We start from the raw sequence: 18,780 nt of genomic DNA on the forward strand, positions 1-18,780 counted from the left end.
GATGCCGCGGCGGCGTCCGATTGGGTTCAGCCTTCACCCCGAGGCGTCCGCTCGCCCACTCTTTCGACGTGGATCGAAACGTCACGGCGAGCGGCGAGCCGGCTCAGGCGTTCCAGAGCCGCAGCTTCTCGGGGTTGCGCGTGATCCAGAGGTGCGTGATGCGGTCGTGCCGCACGTCGACGATCGCGACGGTGTCGTGCGGGGGACCGGTCGTTTCGGTCTCGCTGCCCCTGAAGCAGTTCGCCGCGGCTAGGTTTCCGTCGCGTCGCCGGTGCCGAACGCCGCCTCGAGCACGCGGCGGCGCAGCGCGTTCGACCGCTCGGCGAACGCGCGCTGCCGGCGCACGTACTCGGCCTTGCCCTCGGGGGTCTCGATGCGCACGGGCTCGCCACCCCACGGCCGAACGTCGTACGGCGAGGCCTGCATGTCGAGGTAGCGGATGTCGCGGGCCAGCTCGAACGCGTCGAGCAGCACGTCGCCCGGCACGAGCGGGCCGAGCTTCACCGCCCACTTGTACACGTCCATGCCGGCGTGCAGGCACCCGGGCTGCTCGAGCTCGGGCTGCGTCTCGCGGGTGGGGGCGAAGCGGTTGCGGGGCGCGGCATCCGGCGTGAAGAACCGGTAGGCGTCGATGTGGGTGCAGCGCAGCTCGTGCGTCTCGACGACGGCGTCGGTCGCCGCCTGCCCGAGTCGCAGCGGCACGGCGTGCCGGTGCTCGGCCTGCCGGTACACCATCGCCCACTCGTGCAGCCCGAAGCAGCCGAACTGCGCCGGCCGCGCGGCCGTGCTGCGGAGGATGCGCTCGATCGCCCGGAGCATCGGCGCCTTCTCGCGCTCCATGGCGGCTCGGTCGACCCTGAGACCGTCGGGCGTGGCACCGCGCGCATACCAGCGCCAGGCCGCGCGTGGCGTGGCCGCGGCATCCGCCAGCTCGACGCCGGCGCCCGGATGCCACCGCCGCAGGAGGCCCGGCGAGTACGAGTAGTACGTGAACAGGAAGTCCTCGATCGGATGCTTCTCGCCGCGTGCCGCCCGCGCGCGGTGCCCGGCCGTGAGGGCGTCGGCGCGCTCGGCATGCGCCTGCTCACGGGCGTGCCAGTCGCCGGCGTCGAGGACGACGGCCGGGGCGGCGACGGTGGAGGCCGGATTCACGCAACGAGGATACGCCGTCGGGTCCGGCCTGGGCTCACGACGCGGGTGCGGCGAGCGGTCAGCCGTCGTCGCGTGGCGTCGCGGCGACCGCCTCGGCGATGTCCTCCTCGACGAGGTCGCCGTTGATGCCGCTGCCCGCGAGGTTCCCGGCCGCCATCGCTACCGGCACCGACGACTGGGCGGTCGCGATGTTGCCCGCGGCCCAGAGCCCGCGCACGTTGGTGCGGCCCGACGGGTCGACGAGCACCCAATCGACGCCGTTCTGACGGATGGTGCGTGCGCGCAGCTCGCGGAGCAGCCGGTCGTTCGGCACCTGACGCGGGGCGACGAAGATCGAGTCGGCCTCGTGCTCGGTTCCGTCGACGAGGCGGATGCCGCGGAGTCCACCCGTCTCGTCGTCGCCGACGATCTCGACGACCGTGCGCGACTCGATCGCGATGCCGCGGGCCTCGAGTCCGGTGCGTGCCGCGGCGGGGAGGTTCAGGCCCTGGCTGTAGAACGTGACCTGCGGCGAGAGCTGACGCATGAGCTGCGCCTGGTGGGCGTTCGTCGCGTCCGTGGCGATGACGGCGATCCGGCGATCGCGCACCTCCCAACCGTCGCAGTACGGGCACAGTGCGGCGTTGCGGCCCCACTGCCCGGCGAGGCCGGGGATGTCGGGGAGTTCGTCGCGCAGGCCGGTGGCCAGGAGCAGCCGTCGGGCCGTGTGGCGCTCGCCGGACTCGAGCACGACCTCGAAGCCGATGGCGTCGGTGTCGAGCGGGGTCGCCGAGACGACCGTGCCCGATTCGATGACGATGTCGTCGTAGCGCGTGAGCTCGGCGCGACCGGCGGCGAGCAGGTCGAGCGGCGACGAGTGGTCGTGACCCAGTACGCCGTGCATGTGCGTGGCGGAGCGGTTGCGCGGCTCGCCCGCGTCGACGACGAGCACGCGGCGGCGCGACCGGCCGAGCATCAGCGCGGCGCTGAGGCCCGCGCTCCCGCCGCCCACGATGATGACGTCCCATTCGGTTCGCTGCATGCGACCACTCTGCCAAGAATCGGGCTCGGGTGGGCAGTGCGTCGCCCGGGGCATCCGCTCAGTGGTACCGCCCGCTGTAGGCGTTGATCGCGGGCTGCCCGCCGAGGTGCGCGTAGAGCACGTTCGAGTCCTTCGGGATGTCGCCGCGCGAGACCAGGTCGATGAGCCCCGCCATCGACTTGCCCTCGTAGACGGGGTCGATGATCACGCCCTCGAGCCGCCCGGTGAGCCGCATCGCCTCGTCGGTCGACTCGACCGGGATGCCGTACTCGTCGCCCGCCCAGCCCTCGAGCACCGTGATCTCGTCGTCGCGCAGTTCGCGGCCGACCCCGATCAGCGACGCGGTGCGGCGGGCGATGCGCGCGACCTGGTCGCGGGTCTCGTCGATCTTCGCCGACGCGTCGATGCCGATCACGCGGCGCGGGCGTCCGCCGAAGTTGTGCTCGAGGTCGGCGAACCCGGCGATCATGCCCGCGTGCGTCGACCCAGTGACCGAGCACACGACGATCGTGTCGAAGAACACGCCGAGCTCGCGCTCCTGCGCGGCGACCTCGTGCGCCCAGTTCGCGAATCCGAGTCCGCCGAGCGGGTGGTCGGATGCCCCGGCCGGGATCGGGTACGGGGTGCCGCCCGCCTCCTCGACATCGGCGATCGCCTGCCGCCAGGACTCCTTGAAGCCGATGCCGAACCCGGCGGGGGAGAGCCGCACGTCGGCGCCCATGAGTCGCGACAGCAGGATGTTGCCGACCCGGTCGTTCACCGCGTCGGGCCAGTCGACCCAGTGCTCCTGCACGAGCACGGCCTTCATGCCGAGGTGGGCGGCGACCGCCGCGACCTGGCGCGTGTGGTTCGACTGCACGCCGCCGATCGACACGAGCGTGTCGGCGCCGTTGGCGAGGGCATCGGGCACGAGGTACTCGAGCTTGCGCGTCTTGTTGCCGCCGAACGCGAGGCCGGAGTTGACGTCCTCGCGCTTCATCCAGACCCGGGCGCCGCCGAGGTGCGCGCTCAGGCGGTCGACGGGGTGGATCGGGCTCGGCCCGAACGTCAGCTGATGACGCGGGAAGTCGGCGAGGGACGCGGGGTGCTCGGCGTGCGAGTCAGAGTGCAACATGCAATATATTGCACTGGGTTCGATCACTTCTGTCAAGGTCGCGAGGGACGAATGATCTACGCCGTGATCGAGTCGACGAACGCATGCGCGTCGTCGGTGATCGCGCGCCAGCGCCCCACGTCGTCGGTCAGGGGCACGCGCGCCCACTCGCGCATCGTGCGCCCGCCCATGACCATGCGGTCGAGCCCGAGCTCGTCGATGCGCTCGGTGGGCAGCTTCACGGCCAGGCTTCCGTCGTGGGCGGCGAAGGCGAAGACCTTGCCGCGCACCGAGAGCCCTTCGGTGCCGAACATGCGCTTCCAGGCGACGTCGGGTCTCGCGAGCAGGTCGGGTGCGAGCTCGTCGAGCCGCTCCCGACCGCGGGTGCGGTCGTCCATGCGGCCGACGATACTCCCGGCCGCCGACATCCGACGGCGACGGATGCCGCGTCGCCGACGTTCCCGCCCGGGACTCGGGACACCTGCCTCTCGTGTCCGGGCCCCAGGCGGGGGTGATACTGAACCGGTGACGAACGATGACCCGGCGCCGCCGGCCGAGGCCGAGCGGCGCCGCGCCGACCTCACGCCGGGGTTCTGGGCGGGCGTGGTGATCGTGGTGCTCGCGTGGCTGCCCGTCGTGGTCACGGTGATCGTCGTCACCGCCGCCGACCTCTCCTGGGACGTGCCGCTGCGGCTGGTCGTGGCCGCGCTGGTGTATGCGCCGGTAGCCGCCGTCGTGGTCACGCGGCGACATCCGTTGATCGCCGTCATCCTCGGAGCGCTCGCGATCAACAGCGGCTGGCTGGCGCTCGCCGTGGCGGCCGGGGCGGCCGGCCTCGGAGACCTGGAGGCGGCGCTCGACCTCGCGATCGCCTGGCCGCGTGCCGCCGAGACCGCGGCGCTCGCCGTGCTGCCCTGGCTTCTCGCGCGTCGGCGCGACCGCGTCTGGCGGATCGGCGTGCTGCTCGGGGCGGCGACGGTGGCGGCGGATGTCGCGATCTCCACCGTGTTCGCCATCTCGGGAGCGATGCCGCGCCCGCTGCTCGCGTCCACGTTCTACGCGTCGATCGTGCTCTTCGTCGCGGGCGCCGCGTACCTCGTCGGCGAATGGCGCCGCGGCACCGCGCGCGAGCGGGCGGCGCTCACGTGGCTCGGCGTCGGCGGCATGCTCCTCATGGTCGGGTACGTCCGCGTCGTGGTCGACCTGCCCGGTCCGCTCGCCACGCTCGGTGACGCCGCGTTCGTGCTCGCCCAGGGCGTGCTGCCGACGGCCGTCCTCGCGGTCGTGCTCGGCGGGGAGGAGCTCGGCACCGACCGCAGGCTCGCCGCCGGCGCCGTGTGGGCGCAGTCGATCGCGGTGGCGGTGAGCCTGTACCTCGTCGTCTTCGAGGCCGCCGGGTTGCTCGGGCTCGAGCCGGCCGTCGCCGGTGCGCTCGCTGCCGGCGCGCTCGCCCTCGCGTTCTCGTCGGTGAGTCGCGTGGTGCGCGCGCAGACCGAGCGCCTCATCGTCGGCGAGGCTCCCGACGCCCGCGAGGTGCTGGGCCGACTGGGCGAGCACCTCGCCGACACGCGGGAGGCGACGTCGGGCCTCCTGAGCCTCGCCGAGGGCCTGCGCGCCACCTGGGGCCTCGCGTCGGTCGAGATCGTCCCGGCCTCCGGCGGCGGTGCGGCCCGTGCGGGGTCGCCCGCGCCGGAGTGCGTGAGCGCGGACCTGCAGGCGGGCGGACGCACGGTCGGCACGATCGAGCTCACGAGCGCCGACGCGATCGTGCTCCGCGAGTCGGTTCGCCCGCTCCTGCACGAGATCGCCGGCCTCATCGCGGTCGCCGTGATCCTCGCCGACCTCAACCAGGAGGTGGCGGAGACGCGCCGGCGCATGCTCGGGGTGCGTCGCGAGGAGCGACGGATGCTCCACCACGAACTGCACGACGAACTGGCGCCGTCGCTCGCCGGCATCGGGTTCGGCATGGCGGCCGCGCAGCGCCTGGTCGCGAGCGGCTCGCCGGGTGCGCGGCCGGCGGTGGCGGCGTTGCGGCAGAACCTGGCGGAGCGCACCGACGACGTTCGCCGGCTCGCCCGGATCCTGCTCCCCGCGGCGCTCGACGAGGGGGATCTGGATGCCGCGCTCGGCGAGCTCGCGCAGCGGTTCGGCGCCGACGGCACGAGCGTCTCCGTCCGCGCCGCCGGCTCCGACGTGCTCGACCCCCGGGTGCAGCTCGCCGTGTACCTCGTGGTCGCCGAGGCGGTGCTCGGGCATCGCCGCGCCGTGGCCACCACGCGGATCGACATCGAGGTGACGATCGACGACGACGAGGTCGCCGTGCGCGTCGGTGCCGACGGCGAACCCCCCGCCCCGGCCGTCACCCCCCGCATGCTCGAGGCGGTCGGGCGCCGGGCGAGCGACGTCGGCGGAGTCGTGCGGATCGCCGAGGCTCCGCGGGGCCGGCGCGCACTCGAGGTGGTGATCCCGCGGTGAGCCGGGCGAGTCGGGGTCGGCGAGTCGCCGCGAACTCGGTGTGGGTCGTCTCGTGGGGGCTCGCGATCGCCTCGCTCGCCATCGCCTGGCGCGCAGGGCTCCCCGCGGAGCCCCTGCCCGGTGTCTTCCTCTCGCAGGCTCCCGTCGCGATGCAGTCCCGCTTCGACGACATCGGCGTGGCCGTCGCGCTCGTCTACGGCCCCGTCAGCGCGCTGATCCTCGCCCGCCGGCCGCACCCCGTGGGGGTCATCCTCGCGGTGCACGCCGTCGGCTCCGGCCTCGCGGCATTCGGCGTGCAGTACGGACTGCTCGGCGCACAGGTCCCCGACCTGCCGGCGTGGGGGTTCTTCGCCTTCGCCGCGGGCTGGGGCTTCGTGCCGGGCACGTTCATGACGGCGGCGCTGCCGCTGCTCGTCACGCGCGAGCGCGTGCCGGGCCGGCAACGCGTCATCGTCGTCGTCTGCGCCGTCGTGGCATCCGTCGCCTTCTTCCTCAGCCTCACGCAGCAGAGCGTGGCCGAACCGCGGAATCCGCTCGCCATCGACGACCCCGCCTACCAGGCGGCCGCCTCGGACGTGTACACGATGCTGTCGTTCGTCGCGGTGGCCATCTCGGTCACCTCGAGCGTGATCCTCGTCGTGCGCTGGGCGCGGGCGGCGCCGGGGGTGCGCGCCGGGCTCGCCTGGCTCACGCTCGGCCACGTGTTCCTCACCGCGTCGTACCTCTCGCTGGTCCTGCCCGACGGGGTCGACCTGCCGCCGTGGGTCATCGGCTTCGGGATGGTGGCACCGGTGCTCGGGCAGGTGCTCTATCCCGCTGCGATCCTGGTCGTGGTGCTGGGCCAGCGGCTCTGGGGCGTCGAGCTCGTCGTCAGCCGGCTCATCCTCTGGTCGCTGCTCACCGTCAGCGGCGTGTTCCTCTTCCTCCTGCTCGTCGTGCTCGTGCCCTCGATCGTGCCCGGTGGCGGCAGCGGGCCGATGCTGCTCACGCCGGTGCTCATCGCCCTCGCCGTGCAGCCGCTGCGGCGCTGGCTCCAGCGGCGAATCGATGCGCTCGTCTACGGCGAGGGCGCCGACCCCGCGCGGCTGCTCGCGCGCCTGGGCGACCGGATCGGTGAACTCGAACCGGGCGCCGCCGGGCTGCAGCAACTGTGCGAGGCGCTCCGCCGCGTGCTCCGCCTCGGCGCCGTCGAGGTGACCTCGGCCGTCGTGCCGACGCTCGCCGCGAGCTCGGGCCGGGCCGACGGCGTTCCGGTGCGGCATCCGCTGCTCGCCGGCGACCGCGTGATCGGCGAGCTCGTGGTGCGCGCCCGTGATGGGCAGCGCCTCGACCGGCGGACGCTCCGGGTGCTCGACGACATCGTGGGTCTCGTGGCGGCGGCGCTGCAGCTCGTCGAGGCCGGCCACGTGCTCGAGCAGGCGCGCGGCGACCTCGTCGCCCTGCGTGGCGAGGAACGCCGTGCCGTGCGTCGCGAGCTGCATGACGGGCTGGGTCCGTCGCTCGCCGGCATCGGGTTCGGGCTCGCCGCCGTCGAGAACCTCCTGCCCGCGCAGCCGGGCCGGGCCGAGCGGATGCTGCGCGAACTCGCCGACGACCTCAATCGCCGCGTCCGCGCCGTGCGCGACCTGGCGAACGAGGTGACCCCGTCACCGCTCGACGGCGCCACGCTCGGCGAGGCGCTCGACGAGCTCGCCGCGAGATTCGACTCGGCGCACCTGCGCGTCGGCGCCGTCGTGGACGAGGCATCCGTGCTCCCGGTCGCCCTGCAGGACGCGATCTACTTCATCGCCGCCGAGGCGCTCGCCAACGCGGCCCGGCACGCCGGTGCCTCCCGCATCGCCCTCCGCGTCGCGCTGCGCGGCGACGAGGCCGAGGTGCGCGTGGTCGACGACGGTGCGGGCATCGACGCGGGCGCCCCGCACGGCGTCGGGCTCCGGACGATGCGCGAGCGCGCCGAAGAGCTCGGCGGCACGCTCGAGGTGGCCTCGGGTCGGACGGGGACCGTCGTGACCGCCCGGATGCCCCTGCGGCCCGCGCCGCCGGCATCGGGACACGTCGCTCTGGCCGCCGGGACGCCGGACCCGTGAGGCTCGAGGCAGGCGCTAGCGTGGAACGACGCCGGGCGGGAACAGGAGAGGCGGCATGACCGAGGAGCGCATCATCACGGTCGCGGTCGTCGACGACCACCCGCTCTTCCGGCGCGGCATCATCTCGCTGCTCGAGACGCTCGACGGGGTCGAGGTCGTCGGGGATGCGGCATCCGTCGACGACGCCATCGACCTGGTCGACCGGGTCGTGCCGCACGTCGTCCTCATGGATCTGGACCTCGGAGGCGGCTCCGGCATCGACGCGACGAAGTCCATCGTGCGGCGGCATCCTTCGGTGGCGGTGCTCGTGCTCACCATGCTCGGCGACGACCAGTCCCTGTTCGCGGCCATGCGCGCCGGGGCCCGCGGCTACCTGCTGAAGGTCGCGTCGCCGCGCGAGGTGGAACGGGCCATCCATGCGGTCGCCGACGGCGAGGTGCTCTTCGGCGCGGATGTCGCGGCGCGCGCGGTGGCCTTCCTCAGCGGGTCCGCCTCCGAGCGTGCGGCCCGGCCGTTCCCCGAGCTCACCGAGCGCGAGACCGAGGTGCTCGAGCTCGTGGCGCGGGGGCTCGACAACGGCTCGATCGCACGCACGCTCGTGCTCACCAACAAGACGGTGCGCAACTACGTGTACGGCATCATCACGAAGCTCGGCGCGGGCGACCGCAGCGCACTCATCGTCATCGCCCGGGATGCCGGCTTCGGCGTGACCGCCTGAGTCGGACTCGGGATGCCCCGGCCCCGCGGTCTCGGGGATGACGCGGGCGCCCGAGTCCCGATCCGCGTCCCGGGCGGATCGAGGACAATCGCACCTGTGCGCCGGGCCGTCGGGCCGTCGAGCCTGAGACGGTGCCGCGACGTGCGGCCGCGCGGCCCACTGCGCCGCGCCCCTGCGAACGAAAGCGAGACCATGTCCTCCGCAGCCCGCTCGACCGCCGCGTCGGCGCTTGCCTCCCACGGTGCCGGCCCCGTGCGACCCACCCGATTCCGCGCCTGGCCGCTCTGGGCGGTGCTCGCCGGCGTCGCCGGCGCCGTCGGCACGATGTTCACCGACCTGCGACCCGACGCCGAACTCGAGGCGGTGGCGCGCGAGTCGTTCTACACCGTGACGCCCGCCGACATGGAGGGCCTCGATCCGACCATGGCCCGGTTCGGCTTCGCCGCCGGTGTCGTGGCCGTCGTCGCCCTGCTCGTCTTCCAGGCCGCGTGGCGGCGCAACGTCGAGACCGTCTTCACGCGCTCCACGGCCGCCCGGGTCGCGAGCGGCGGCATGATCGCGACGGCCGGTGCCGCGATGCTCGGCTACGGCTGGCGCGGTGGCCTCGCCACCTACCTGGGCCCCGAGGGATTCAACTACGACGAGCAGGGCAAGTTCGTCTACTACATGCTCAACGACTTCGGCGCCTGGATGCCGTGGTTCGGCATCGTCGCGGTCGCGGGCGCGCTCGGCTGGATGGCGTGGGTCGAACGCAGCGTCTCCCGCGTGCTCGGAACCTTCTCGGCGATCGTGGCGGTCGGCCTCCTCGGCGCCGTCATCGTGAGCGGCGTGCCCGGCCTGCCCGGCGGCGTCATGCCGATGTGGCTTGCGATCGCGGGCGTCTGGCTCGCCGTCGGACGGAGCCGCATCACGCAGGCGGACGACGTGCGCTGAGTTGCGGCATCCGCTGACGACGGCCGGTGCGGGAACCCCGCACCGGCCGCCGTCGGCATCGGCTGAGGCTCAGCGGTCGAAGCGAGCGCCCGCGGGGTCGGAGGGCAGGAGCACCAGGACCAGGAGGATGATCGAGCCGACGAACGGGATGAGGCCGAGGAAGAAGAACCCGCCCGACTTGTTGGTGTCGTGCAGGCGCCGCCAGTAGAGCGCGAGCGCCGGCACCAGCGTGGCGAGGCCCCAGAGCGCGATGAGCCCGTATCCGATCCAGTAGGCCGCGCCGAAGACGACCTGCCCGTCCGCCGTCAGCGTGGCGCCTGAGACGCCGAACGAGGCGATCACCGAGCCGACGATGCTGACCAAGACGCTCGCCAGCATCCACCACCAGAACTCGCTTCGGCTCGCTCGACCCGAGAAGTCCGCGTACTTCGTGAAGAAGCGCGACACGGCCTGGCCGAAGGACGCGCCGTACAGCGGCTGGGAGAGGGCGGCACGGTCGGTGGGCTTCGACTCGACGGACGGGGTTTCGATGGACACAGGACTCCTCTGATTCGGGTGCGATGGGCGTGGATCGAATGTGATCCGCGGGACATCCTGTCGGCCGCACCGCCCCCGGGGCAAGGGGTCTTCGAGCGTTCACCCCACGTCGGGGGGTGGTGGCAGACTGGCCCCGTGCTGCTCGACGAGCTCGTGACCACGGCCGAGGCCGTCACCGCCACCCGCTCGCGGCTGGCGAAGGTCGACGCGCTCGCGGCCCTCCTGGCGCGCCTCGACTCCGACGAGATCGCCCCCGCCGTCGGGTTCCTCGTCGGCAAGCCGCGGCAGGGCCGGGTCGGGGTCGGGTGGCGCGGGGTCGCCGCGGCGATGGGGGAGCACGCCACGGCCCCCACGCTGACCGTGGGCGAGCTCGACCACCTGCTCGACCGACTCGCCACGACGGCGGGCGCCGGGTCGGCGAGCGAGCGCGGCCGCGTGCTGCTCGAGTTCACGGCCCGGGCCACCGAGCGCGAGCAGGACTTCATCCGTCGTGTGCTCCTCGGCGAGATGCGCACCGGCGCGCTCGAGGGCGTGGTCACCGACGCGATCGCGCGGGCCGCGGGGCGCCCCGGCGAGGTGGTGCGCCGCGCCGCGATGCTCTCGGGCGACCTCGGCGAGACGGCACGCCTCGCCCTCACCGGCACCGAGGCCGAACTCGAGGGCGTCGGGCTCGTGGTGGGTCGACCCGTGTTGCCGATGCTCGCCGCGACCGCCGCCACCCCCACCGCCGCGATCGAGGCCGTGGGCGAGGCATCCGTCGAATACAAGCTCGACGGTGCGCGCATCCAGGTGCACCGCGCCGGCGACGACGTGCGCGTGTTCACCCGCAACCTCGCCGACATCACGCACCGCCTGCCCGAGGTCGTCGAGGTCGTGCGACGCATGCCGGTGCGCGACGTGATCCTCGACGGCGAGACGCTCTCGCTCGACGAAGACGGCGCGCCGCGCCCGTTCCAAGAGACGATGTCGCGATTCGGTGCGGATGCCGCGCGCGAGACGCTGCTGCATCCGTGGTTCTTCGACGTGCTGCACGTCGACGGCCGCGACCTGCTCGACGAGCCGCTGTCGACCCGGCTCGGCGAGCTCGAGCGCATCGCCTCGGCCCACCGCATCCCGGGCGAGGTCACGGCCGATCCCGAGGTCGCCGAACGGGTCTCGCGCGACGCGCTCGCCGCCGGACAGGAGGGCGTCGTCGTCAAGGCGATCGGCTCGCCGTACGCGGCCGGCCGGCGCGGGTCGAGCTGGATCAAGGTGAAGCCCGTGCACACGTACGACCTCGTCGTGCTCGCGTGCGAGTGGGGGTCGGGCCGTCGCACCGGATGGCTCTCGAACCTGCACCTCGGCGCGCTCGACCCGACGGGCGAGTTCGGCGAGCCCGGCGGCTACGTGATGGTGGGCAAGACGTTCAAGGGGCTCACCGACGCGCTGTTGCGGTGGCAGACCGAGTACTTCCCGCAGATCGAGGTGCGCCGCACCGCCAACACGGTGTGGGTGGCGCCCACGACCGTCGTCGAGATCGCGATCGACGGCGTGCAGCGGTCGACTCGCTACCCGGGCGGCATCGCGCTGCGCTTCGCGCGGGTCAAGCGCTACCGCGACGACAAGCGCCCCGAAGACGCCGACACCATCCAGACGTTGCGCGCGCTGCTGCGCGGGTGACGATGACCGGTGACCGCCTCGGGAACCGCCCTAGCGTGCCTCGCGGCGTGGTCGGTGCCGGCCACGTCCCAGGCGCGCGACCACCTCGTCGGTCGTCGTCATGAGGAAGTCACCCGATTCCTCGGCCAGCCAGCGCTCTGCCACGAGCTTCAACGGATAGAGGAGCGTCTGCCGTCGGGGCGCGTAGAGCGCGAGCTCGGTACCGTGCTCGTCCTCGGCGAGCATCCACGCGAGCGGGGTGCTGCGCGCCAGGTGTTCCCCGAACGCGGTCGCGATCGCGTTGATCAGCACCCTCGGGTCGGCACGCTCGGGCGGATTGATGCGGCGCCACCGCCCGGCCGCCTGATCGTAGAAGGCCCGGAGCTGGTGAATGTCGTCGAGATGCGCGCCCGTTCGCGTGACGATCTCGGTGTGGGCGTCGATCCACTCGCGCTCGGGGTCGCCGATGTCGCTCAGGCGCGGCAGCCGCGATCCCGCCCCGCCGGCGGATCGCTTGGAGAGGATTCCCACCCGGACATTCTCACCTGTCGGAGGGACGGTCGCGCGCGCTCGTGACCGAGTTCGCGCCCCCCGAACTGGTGCACGCGTGCGACCCACTCGGGCCTCGCCGGGTCACCCGTGCCGCACCGGCTCGGTCGACAGCGGCAGTCGCGATCGCCGCCAGACCGGCACGAACGCCACGGCGGCCATGACGGCGACGACGCTCGCCGCGGTCAACGCGGCGCCGACGCCCGCGAGCGTCGCGACGAGTCCCGCGAGCGCCGAGCCGAGGGGGAGCGCACCCCACCCGATCACACGAGAAGCGGCGTAGACCCGCCCGAGCAGCTCGGGCGGAGTGGCCCGCTGCCGGATCACGGCGACGAGGATGCGCCAGACGCTCGACCCGGCGCCCGCGATCACGAGGCCCGCGGCCACCACCCAGAGGTCGGCGCCGAGCGCCGAGGGCAGCACGAGAGCGACGGTGCCCAGGCAGTCGACGAACAGCAGCGCGCCCGTGCCGAACCGTTGCTGCAGCGCGCTCGTCACGAGCGAGGCGGCGACGCCGCCCGCGGCCATCGCCGTGAGGAGCCAGCCGTAGCCCGCCGGCGTGAGCGCCAGCGGACCGGGGGTCACGGCGTGCACGACGAAGACGGCTGCCCAGGCGCTCCACACAAGATTCATCGCCGCCGTCAGCAGCGTGAGGTCGCGCTGCAGCGGATGCCGCCAGAGGAACGCGAGCCCCTCGCGCACGCGTGCGCGGGGTGCCTCAGGCGCGCGGACGCGGGCCGGGACCCGGCGCACGAGTACGAGTGCGGCGAGCGCGGCGAGCGCGTAGAGCCCGCTGCCGGTGGCGGCCGCGGCCACGGCGGAGACGCCCACGAGGAGCCCCGCGAGCGGCGGCCCGGCCAACTGGTTCGCCACGTTCACGGTGGCCTCCATGCGAGCGTTCGCCGCCGTGAGCGACGACGGGCGAACGACCGCGGGGATGACCGCGATGAGCGACGTGTCGACGAGGGTCTCGGCGACGCCGTAGACGAGCGCGGCCGCGAGCACGAGCGGCACGACCGGACCGTCGAGGGCGATTCCGACGGCGAGTGTCGCGACCGCCGCGACGCGTCCGAGATTCGCGAGCACGAGGAGTCGCGGCACCGGGATGCGGTCGACGATCCACCCGGCGTGCAGGCCGAACACGGGCCAGGCGAGCGTCATGAGCGTCGTCACGAGTGCGATCTCGCCGGGCGACGCCTGCCCCGAGTGCGATGAGGGGGAGGGCGGTGAGCACGAGTCCATCGCCGAGATTCGCCGCTCCCGCGCCGAGCCAGAGCCAGCGGAAGGCCGCGCTCAATGGTGAGACTTTACCGGTCATCGTCATGTCACTGGTGAGGCTATCTTCGCGCGGTGTAACCTGTCAACTGTCGTTCAGTGGTAAAGGGAGGAGCGCATGATGTTCGAGCACGTCGCCAACGCGTGGTGCCTGGAACTCACGAACTCGGTGCCCGACCGACACGTCGCCGATCGCGACTGGCTCGCCGATGCCGAGACCGCCTGCGCCTGGGCGGACTCGCTCGGGTTCGAGCTCGCCGATCCGCTTCCCGATGCCGGGCGCACGGCGCTCATCGACCTGCGCGAGACGATCTTCGCCATCTTCGAGGCGCACGTAGCGGGGGCATCCGTCGACCAGCGCGCCCTGCACGCCCTGACCCGCGAACACGCACGCGGACTCGAGCGCCACGGCTACGTCGCCGACGGCAACGCGTTCCGGCGCGACTGGCCGTCGGCCTGGGACGCGCCGACCCTGCGTGCGGCGTTCGCGAGCTCCGCCGTCGAACTCCTGACCGACCCCCGGCTCGATCGGGTCAAGCAGTGCCCGGGGTGCGGGTGGCTCTTCGTCGACACCAGCAGGAACCGCAGCCGGCGCTGGTGCTCGATGGAGATGTGCGGCGGGCGCGACAAGGCGCTCCGGCACTACCGACGGCAGCGGGACCAGGCGCGCGGGTGAGCCGGGCCGGCGACCGTCAGCGGTTCCACGCCTCGAGCTTGTCGGGGTTCATCACGATCCACACGTCGCGAATGCGCCCGGCGTCGGTGCCGAGCGCCACGATGCCGACCACGTCACCGCCCCTGCCGACCACGAGCCCCGGCTCGCCGTTCACCTCGTGCTCCTCGACCGTGATGTCGGTCGCCTTCTGCAGGATGCCGAGGATGAACCGGGCCACGTTGTCGGCGCCCACCACCGGACGGAGCGCGGCCCGCACCTTGCCGCCGCCGTCGCTCACCGACGTGGCCTCGGGGTCGAGGATGCCCACGAGCGTGTCCAGGTCGCCGCTCTCGCACGCGAGCCGGAACGCGGTGACGAGACGTGCGTGCTCCGAGGCATCCGTCGGCCGTGAACGCAGGTCGCGGATGTGCCGACGCGCCGACGACGCCAACTGACGCGTCGCCTCCGGGGAGCGGCCGACGATCTCGGCGATCTCGGCGAACGGCACGCCGAACACCTCGTGCAGCACGAACGCGACGCGCTCGGCCGGCGTGAGCGACTCGAGCACGACGAGCAGTGCCATGCTCACCGAGTCGTCGAGCGTGATGCGGTCGAGCGGGTCGACGGCCGGGGCCGAGGCGCTCGCGGCATCCGTCGTCATCGACGGCAGCGGTTCGGGCAGCCACTCGCCCACGTAGCGTTCGCGACGCACCCGCGCCGAATCGAGGATGTTGAGGCAGATGCGCGACGCCACGGTCGTGAGCCATGCGCGCGGTCGCTCGATCGCCGCTCGGTCCACGTCGCTCAGCTGGAACCAGCGCACGTAGGTCTGCTGCACCACGTCCTCGGCGTCGTTCCTCGATCCGAGCATGCGGAACGCGAGGTTGATGAGGTGGTCGCGTTCGTCCAGCAGCTCGCCGAGCGCCTCGGACCGGTGCTCGGGCATGGTTCCTCCAAGTGGGTCGGCGGCGGGGCATCCGTCGTCGGCGGCCCCTCACCATTCAAGACCAGACGGCGGCGCGGAACGTGAGGTCGGATGCCGCGTTCCGCGACTCGCTCACATTTCGGATGGCTGCCCGGTCGTAATGGGTGTGAACACCACATCGAGACGCATCATCCTCTGGATACTGAACGCCACGGCCGCGTTCGTCGGCATCTGGGCGCTCGTCTTCCCACGCGGATTCTCCGACGCCTTCCCCGGCTTCGGGTTCGCCGCATGGGTCGGGCACGACGGGCCGTACAACGAGCACCTCATCCGCGACGTCGGTGCCCTCTACCTCGCCCTGCTCGCCGCGGGCGTGGTCGCGGCCCTGCAACGGCGAGTGGATGCCGCGATCGCCGTCGGCGCCGCCTGGCTCGTGTTCTCCGTGCCGCACCTCGGCTACCACGTCGCGCACCTGGAGGACCTCTCGGTGCTCGACGCCGTCGCCCAATCGGTCGCCCTCGCGGCGCCGATCGTCCTGAGCATCCCGTTGCTCGTCCCGGCTCGAGCCGCTCGAACCACCACCGCAGGAACCACGACAGAACTGGAGCACACCCGATGAAGATCGCCGTCGCCGGAGGAACCGGCACCGTTGGACGCCACGTCGTCGACGTCGTTCGCGAACGCGGCCACCACGCCGTCGTCCTCAGCCGCTCGACCGGGGTCGACCTCGTCGCCGGCGCCGGACTCGCCGAAGCGCTCGCAGGCATCGACGCCGTGATCGACGTCTCGTCGACGCAGACCCTGTCGGATGCCGAGTCCCGCGCGTTCTTCGGAGCGGTCACGCGGCACCTGCTCGACGCCGAGGCGGCCGCGGGCGTCGGCCACCACGTGGCGCTCTCGATCGTCGGCGTCGACCTCGCGCCCTACGGCTACTACGCCGGCAAGGTGCTGCAGGAGCAGCTCGTGGAGGCAGGGCCCGTGCCGTGGACGATCCTGCGTGCCGCCCAATTCCACGAGTTCTCGTCGCAGCTGCTGCAGCGCATGCGATTCGGCCCGCTCGTGGTGGTGCCCCGGATGCAGTCGCAGCCGGTGGCCGCGCGCGAGGTCGCCGAGCGGCTCGTCGAGCTCGCCGAGGGTTCGCCCGCCGGCCGTGTGCGCGACCTCGCCGGGCCGCGCGTCGAGCGCATGCACGACATGGTGCGTCGGAGCGCGGCGATCGCGGGCGTACGCGGGCTCATCGTCGAGGTGCCGATTCCCGGCGCGTATGGCAAGGCCATGCGCGATGGCACGATGCTCGCGCGCCCCGGCGCCGACATCGGCAGGCAGTCGTTCGACGAGTGGGTCGACGCCGCCCAGGCACGAACCGCGGCCTGATGGGTTCCCGCGGGTCGGGGAACGCCGCGCGCGGCGCCACGTTCCTCGACCCGCAGACGCTCACGATCGGGGTGTGAGCGCGGCGGCCTCGGCTGCCGCGAGAGCCGTCTGGATCTCCTCCTCGATGAGATCGGCGTTGATCGTCGCTCCGGCGACGTTGCCGGCTCCGGATGCCACGGGCACCGACGCCGAGGGATTCACGACGTTGCCCACGGCCCAGACACCGTCGACGCTCGTTCGCCCGGTCTCGTCGACCTCGACCCACGGTGCGCCGCCGTGGCCCGGCACGGTGGCGGCGCCGAGGCTCAGGAGGAGCCCGTCGTTCGGCACGACGCGCGGGTGCAGGAAGATCACGTCGATCGTCGCGGTGTCGCCGTCGGAGAGGCGGATGCCGCTGAGCCGGCCGTCGTCGTCGTTGCTCGTGCCGGCGATGGCGCGCCGTTCGACGGCGATGCCGCGCGCGGTCAGCTCGGCGACCGTGTCATCGGGCAGCTCGGCGCCGTTCGTGAAGTAGGCGACGTCGGGCGACCACTGCCGGAGCATCTGCGCCTGGTGGGCCGACATCGGTCCGGTCGCGAGCACGCCGATGCGCCGGTCGCGCCACTCCCAGCCGTCGCAGTAGGGGCACACGAATGCGCCGCGGCCCCACTGCTCGGCGAGGCCGGGGATGTCGGGCAGTTCGTCGTGCAGTCCGGTCGCGATGAGCAGGCGACGTGCGCGGTGGCGGTCGCCGGTGCCGAGCTCGACGTCGAAGCCCGAGTCGTCGTGTGCGACGGCGACGACCTCGGCGGGCGTCACGACGCCGCCGTAGCGCTCGATCTCGGTGCGACCGGTGGCGAGCAGGTCGAGCGGCGACCAGCCGTCGCGACCGAGCACGCCGTGCATGTGCGCGGCGAACCGGTTGCGGGGCGCACCGGAGTCGACCACGAGCACGCGGCGCCGGGCGCGCACGAGCATGAGGGCGGCGCTGAGCCCGCCGCTGCCGCCGCCGATGATGATGGCATCCCAGGTTTCGTGGTGCATGCGCCCACTCTCGTCGGAGTCTGCGAGAATCGCAACGAACATTGCTGGAACGGCAAAGGGAGTTCGGAATGGCAGATGACCTCGGAACCGTGCTCGATGCCGTCGCCCCGCGACTGCGAGCCCTGCGGAATCGTCGCGGCTACACGCTCGCCGAGCTCTCGGCCGAGACCGGCATCTCGGTCTCGACGCTGTCGCGGCTCGAGTCGGGCCTGCGCAAGCCCACGCTCGACCTGCTGATCCGGCTCGCCGGTGCGTACCGCGCGAGCCTCGACGACCTCGTGGGGGCGCCGCAGATCGCCGACCCGCGCATCCACCCGAAGCCGTTCTACCGCAACGGTCGCGCGATCATCCCGCTCACTCGGCAGAACCCCGACCTGCACGCGTACAAGATCGTGCTGCCGGGGCATCCGCCCGACGCCCCGCTCGAGCGAGGCGCCCACGAGGGGTACGACTGGGTCTACGTGCTGAGCGGCCGGATTCGGCTGGCCCTCGGCGACGAGGAGACCGTGCTCGAGACCGGCGAGGCCGCCGAGTTCGACACCCGGATGCCGCATGGGTTCGCGAGCGCATCGGAAGAGCCCGCCGAGGTGATCAACCTGCTGAGCACCCAGGGCGAGCGCATGCACCTGCGGAACGGGTAGGCCCGCCGCCCTGCGGTGTGCTTCGGCCCGCAGGTCGCGGAGACGCGCCGCTCAGGCGCGCGCGACCTCGAGGCCGAGCCACTGCGTGAGGTCGGCGATCTCGTCGTCGACCTCGCGACGCACCACCGGCGTGAACGGCACGTCCTCGTGCACGGCGGTGACGACGAGCACCCCGGCCTTGCGGTCGGCCTTCGCGTCGAGCTTGCCGACGAGGCGGTCGCCGTGCAGGATCGTCGGGGTAGACGCGCTCGGCGAGGTCCCAGATGCGCTCGCGCCTGCGGCGGCCGGCGATCGCGACCTCGCCGCGCATCATGAGGAACTCGAGCATCTGCGTGACGTTGCGATTGGCGGTCCATCCCGACGACGGCCACGGCACGACGCTCGTGTCGGGGATGTCGCGCGAGATGAGCGGGCCGGCGTCGCGGAGCCGGTCGAGCACGTCCCTGCGGAACGAGTCGTTGTCTCGCAGCCACGCGGCGCTGCGCTCCCACGTCGGCCAGGTCGCCATCTCGGGGCGGTAGAGGGCGAGATCCTCGATGGGCCGGATGAGCGCGTCGAGCTCGAACAGGTCGCGGTCTTCCTCGAGGGCGCGCACGAGAGCGGCGGGCTCGTACGATCGGCCGAGGCGGCTCCACGCGACGAGGTCGGCGTTCGGGGCGATCGCCGCGGTCGGGTCGACCTGCA

20 protein-coding genes are annotated in these 18,780 nt (G+C 72.8%); 10 read left to right on the forward strand and 10 right to left on the reverse strand.

Features of this window, described 5'->3' with window-relative positions; all coding sequences use genetic code 11:
- Window positions 1-249 precede the first annotated feature (249 nt).
- Genes EZM51_RS01170 through EZM51_RS01185 form a run of 4 tightly spaced genes read right to left on the reverse strand, consistent with a single transcriptional unit; the run spans window position 250 to window position 3,664 of the window.
- Window positions 250-1,152, reverse strand: coding sequence for a 3-methyladenine DNA glycosylase (locus EZM51_RS01170; RefSeq protein WP_136706252.1), 903 nt, complete (start codon window positions 1,150-1,152; stop codon window positions 250-252).
- Window positions 1,153-1,210: 58 nt separating this feature from the next.
- Complete coding sequence (locus EZM51_RS01175) at window positions 1,211-2,173, reverse strand: NAD(P)/FAD-dependent oxidoreductase (protein ID WP_169053737.1); 963 nt, start codon at window positions 2,171-2,173, stop codon at window positions 1,211-1,213.
- Between the two features lie 58 nt (window positions 2,174-2,231).
- Window positions 2,232-3,287: a 1-aminocyclopropane-1-carboxylate deaminase gene (locus EZM51_RS01180; RefSeq protein ID WP_136706256.1), complete on the reverse strand. Its 1,056-nt coding sequence runs from the start codon at window positions 3,285-3,287 to the stop codon at window positions 2,232-2,234.
- 56 nt (window positions 3,288-3,343) lie between these two features.
- The gene (locus EZM51_RS01185; RefSeq protein WP_136706258.1) at window positions 3,344-3,664 is read right to left on the reverse strand and encodes a TfoX/Sxy family protein; all 321 of its coding nucleotides are present in this window, start codon (window positions 3,662-3,664) and stop codon (window positions 3,344-3,346) included.
- 127 nt (window positions 3,665-3,791) lie between these two features.
- On the opposite strand from EZM51_RS01185, the gene EZM51_RS01190 reads away from it, so the two are divergent.
- The 4 genes from EZM51_RS01190 to EZM51_RS01205 all read left to right on the forward strand — a co-directional run bounded on the left by EZM51_RS01190 (window position 3,792) and on the right by EZM51_RS01205 (window position 9,479).
- Complete coding sequence (locus EZM51_RS01190; RefSeq protein WP_136706260.1) at window positions 3,792-5,741, forward strand: histidine kinase; 1,950 nt, start codon at window positions 3,792-3,794, stop codon at window positions 5,739-5,741.
- Window positions 5,738-7,828 carry an ATP-binding protein gene (locus tag EZM51_RS01195; RefSeq protein WP_136706262.1) on the forward strand — a complete coding sequence of 697 codons (2,091 nt, stop codon included), beginning with the start codon at window positions 5,738-5,740 and terminating at the stop codon, window positions 7,826-7,828. The genes EZM51_RS01190 and EZM51_RS01195 overlap by 4 nt, the downstream gene beginning before the upstream one ends.
- Before the next feature lie 55 nt (window positions 7,829-7,883).
- The gene (locus EZM51_RS01200; RefSeq protein ID WP_136706264.1) at window positions 7,884-8,546 is read left to right on the forward strand and encodes a response regulator transcription factor; all 663 of its coding nucleotides are present in this window, start codon (window positions 7,884-7,886) and stop codon (window positions 8,544-8,546) included.
- Between the two features lie 192 nt (window positions 8,547-8,738).
- Complete coding sequence (locus tag EZM51_RS01205; protein WP_211195775.1) at window positions 8,739-9,479, forward strand: hypothetical protein; 741 nt, start codon at window positions 8,739-8,741, stop codon at window positions 9,477-9,479.
- 69 nt (window positions 9,480-9,548) lie between these two features.
- Here EZM51_RS01205 and EZM51_RS01210 read toward each other — a convergent pair whose 3' ends face one another.
- The gene (locus EZM51_RS01210; protein WP_136706265.1) at window positions 9,549-10,016 is read right to left on the reverse strand and encodes a DUF805 domain-containing protein; all 468 of its coding nucleotides are present in this window, start codon (window positions 10,014-10,016) and stop codon (window positions 9,549-9,551) included.
- Window positions 10,017-10,151: 135 nt separating this feature from the next.
- Here EZM51_RS01210 and EZM51_RS01215 point away from each other — a divergent pair, with 135 nt between their 5' ends.
- Window positions 10,152-11,675: an ATP-dependent DNA ligase gene (locus tag EZM51_RS01215; protein ID WP_136706268.1), complete on the forward strand. Its 1,524-nt coding sequence runs from the start codon at window positions 10,152-10,154 to the stop codon at window positions 11,673-11,675.
- A 30-nt stretch (window positions 11,676-11,705) separates the two neighbouring features.
- On the opposite strand, the gene EZM51_RS01220 is transcribed toward EZM51_RS01215, so the two are convergent.
- A complete protein-coding gene (locus EZM51_RS01220; protein WP_169053738.1) occupies window positions 11,706-12,185 on the reverse strand; it encodes a DUF3806 domain-containing protein in 480 nt (159 codons plus the stop codon).
- A 102-nt stretch (window positions 12,186-12,287) separates the two neighbouring features.
- Window positions 12,288-13,445: an MFS transporter gene (locus tag EZM51_RS01225; RefSeq protein WP_211195776.1), complete on the reverse strand. Its 1,158-nt coding sequence runs from the start codon at window positions 13,443-13,445 to the stop codon at window positions 12,288-12,290.
- 154 nt (window positions 13,446-13,599) lie between these two features.
- Between EZM51_RS01225 and EZM51_RS01230 the strand changes: the two genes are divergently transcribed.
- On the forward strand, window positions 13,600-14,154 hold the full coding sequence (locus EZM51_RS01230; RefSeq protein ID WP_211195777.1) for a CGNR zinc finger domain-containing protein: 555 nt from the start codon (window positions 13,600-13,602) through the stop codon (window positions 14,152-14,154).
- Window positions 14,155-14,170: 16 nt separating this feature from the next.
- Here the strand turns inward: EZM51_RS01230 and sigJ are convergent, their stop codons facing one another.
- Window positions 14,171-15,079, reverse strand: coding sequence for an RNA polymerase sigma factor SigJ (gene sigJ / locus EZM51_RS01235; protein ID WP_136706273.1), 909 nt, complete (start codon window positions 15,077-15,079; stop codon window positions 14,171-14,173).
- A gap of 145 nt (window positions 15,080-15,224) precedes the next feature.
- Between sigJ and EZM51_RS01240 the strand changes: the two genes are divergently transcribed.
- Window positions 15,225-15,677: a hypothetical protein gene (locus tag EZM51_RS01240; RefSeq protein ID WP_136706275.1), complete on the forward strand. Its 453-nt coding sequence runs from the start codon at window positions 15,225-15,227 to the stop codon at window positions 15,675-15,677.
- Window positions 15,674-16,432, forward strand: coding sequence for an SDR family oxidoreductase (locus EZM51_RS01245; RefSeq protein ID WP_136706277.1), 759 nt, complete (start codon window positions 15,674-15,676; stop codon window positions 16,430-16,432). Before EZM51_RS01240 ends, EZM51_RS01245 begins: the two co-directional genes overlap by 4 nt.
- Before the next feature lie 60 nt (window positions 16,433-16,492).
- Here the strand turns inward: EZM51_RS01245 and EZM51_RS01250 are convergent, their stop codons facing one another.
- Complete coding sequence (locus EZM51_RS01250) at window positions 16,493-17,455, reverse strand: NAD(P)/FAD-dependent oxidoreductase (protein WP_248305400.1); 963 nt, start codon at window positions 17,453-17,455, stop codon at window positions 16,493-16,495.
- A 68-nt stretch (window positions 17,456-17,523) separates the two neighbouring features.
- Here EZM51_RS01250 and EZM51_RS01255 point away from each other — a divergent pair, with 68 nt between their 5' ends.
- Entirely contained in the window at window positions 17,524-18,096 is a 573-nt protein-coding gene (locus tag EZM51_RS01255) for an XRE family transcriptional regulator (protein WP_136706281.1), read from the forward strand.
- A 51-nt stretch (window positions 18,097-18,147) separates the two neighbouring features.
- Here EZM51_RS01255 and EZM51_RS21300 read toward each other — a convergent pair whose 3' ends face one another.
- Window positions 18,148-18,327: a crosslink repair DNA glycosylase YcaQ family protein gene (locus EZM51_RS21300; protein ID WP_349236055.1), complete on the reverse strand. Its 180-nt coding sequence runs from the start codon at window positions 18,325-18,327 to the stop codon at window positions 18,148-18,150.
- Between the two features lie 101 nt (window positions 18,328-18,428).
- Here EZM51_RS21300 and EZM51_RS21305 point away from each other — a divergent pair, with 101 nt between their 5' ends.
- The gene (locus tag EZM51_RS21305; RefSeq protein ID WP_349236051.1) at window positions 18,429-18,617 is read left to right on the forward strand and encodes a hypothetical protein; all 189 of its coding nucleotides are present in this window, start codon (window positions 18,429-18,431) and stop codon (window positions 18,615-18,617) included.
- Window positions 18,618-18,780 lie beyond the last annotated feature (163 nt).

The organism is Agromyces sp. H66 (assembly GCF_004959775.1).
Taxonomy (GTDB): domain Bacteria; phylum Actinomycetota; class Actinomycetes; order Actinomycetales; family Microbacteriaceae; genus Agromyces.

Bases quoted from the DNA above. Each gene is read 5' to 3' on its own strand.
- EZM51_RS01175 (WP_169053737.1), bottom strand. From the start codon at position 2,173: ATGCAGCGAACCGAATGGGACGTCATCATCGTGGGCGGCGGGAGCGCG.
- EZM51_RS01180 (WP_136706256.1), bottom strand. From the start codon at position 3,287: ATGTTGCACTCTGACTCGCACGCCGAGCACCCCGCGTCCCTCGCCGAC.
- EZM51_RS01185 (WP_136706258.1), bottom strand. From the start codon at position 3,664: ATGGACGACCGCACCCGCGGTCGGGAGCGGCTCGACGAGCTCGCACCC.
- EZM51_RS01200 (WP_136706264.1), top strand. From the start codon at position 7,884: ATGACCGAGGAGCGCATCATCACGGTCGCGGTCGTCGACGACCACCCG.
- EZM51_RS01205 (WP_211195775.1), top strand. From the start codon at position 8,739: ATGTCCTCCGCAGCCCGCTCGACCGCCGCGTCGGCGCTTGCCTCCCAC.
- EZM51_RS01225 (WP_211195776.1), bottom strand. From the start codon at position 13,445: ATGGACTCGTGCTCACCGCCCTCCCCCTCATCGCACTCGGGGCAGGCG.
- EZM51_RS01230 (WP_211195777.1), top strand. From the start codon at position 13,600: ATGTTCGAGCACGTCGCCAACGCGTGGTGCCTGGAACTCACGAACTCG.
- sigJ (WP_136706273.1), bottom strand. From the start codon at position 15,079: ATGCCCGAGCACCGGTCCGAGGCGCTCGGCGAGCTGCTGGACGAACGC.
- EZM51_RS01245 (WP_136706277.1), top strand. From the start codon at position 15,674: ATGAAGATCGCCGTCGCCGGAGGAACCGGCACCGTTGGACGCCACGTC.
- EZM51_RS01250 (WP_248305400.1), bottom strand. From the start codon at position 17,455: ATGCACCACGAAACCTGGGATGCCATCATCATCGGCGGCGGCAGCGGC.
- EZM51_RS01255 (WP_136706281.1), top strand. From the start codon at position 17,524: ATGGCAGATGACCTCGGAACCGTGCTCGATGCCGTCGCCCCGCGACTG.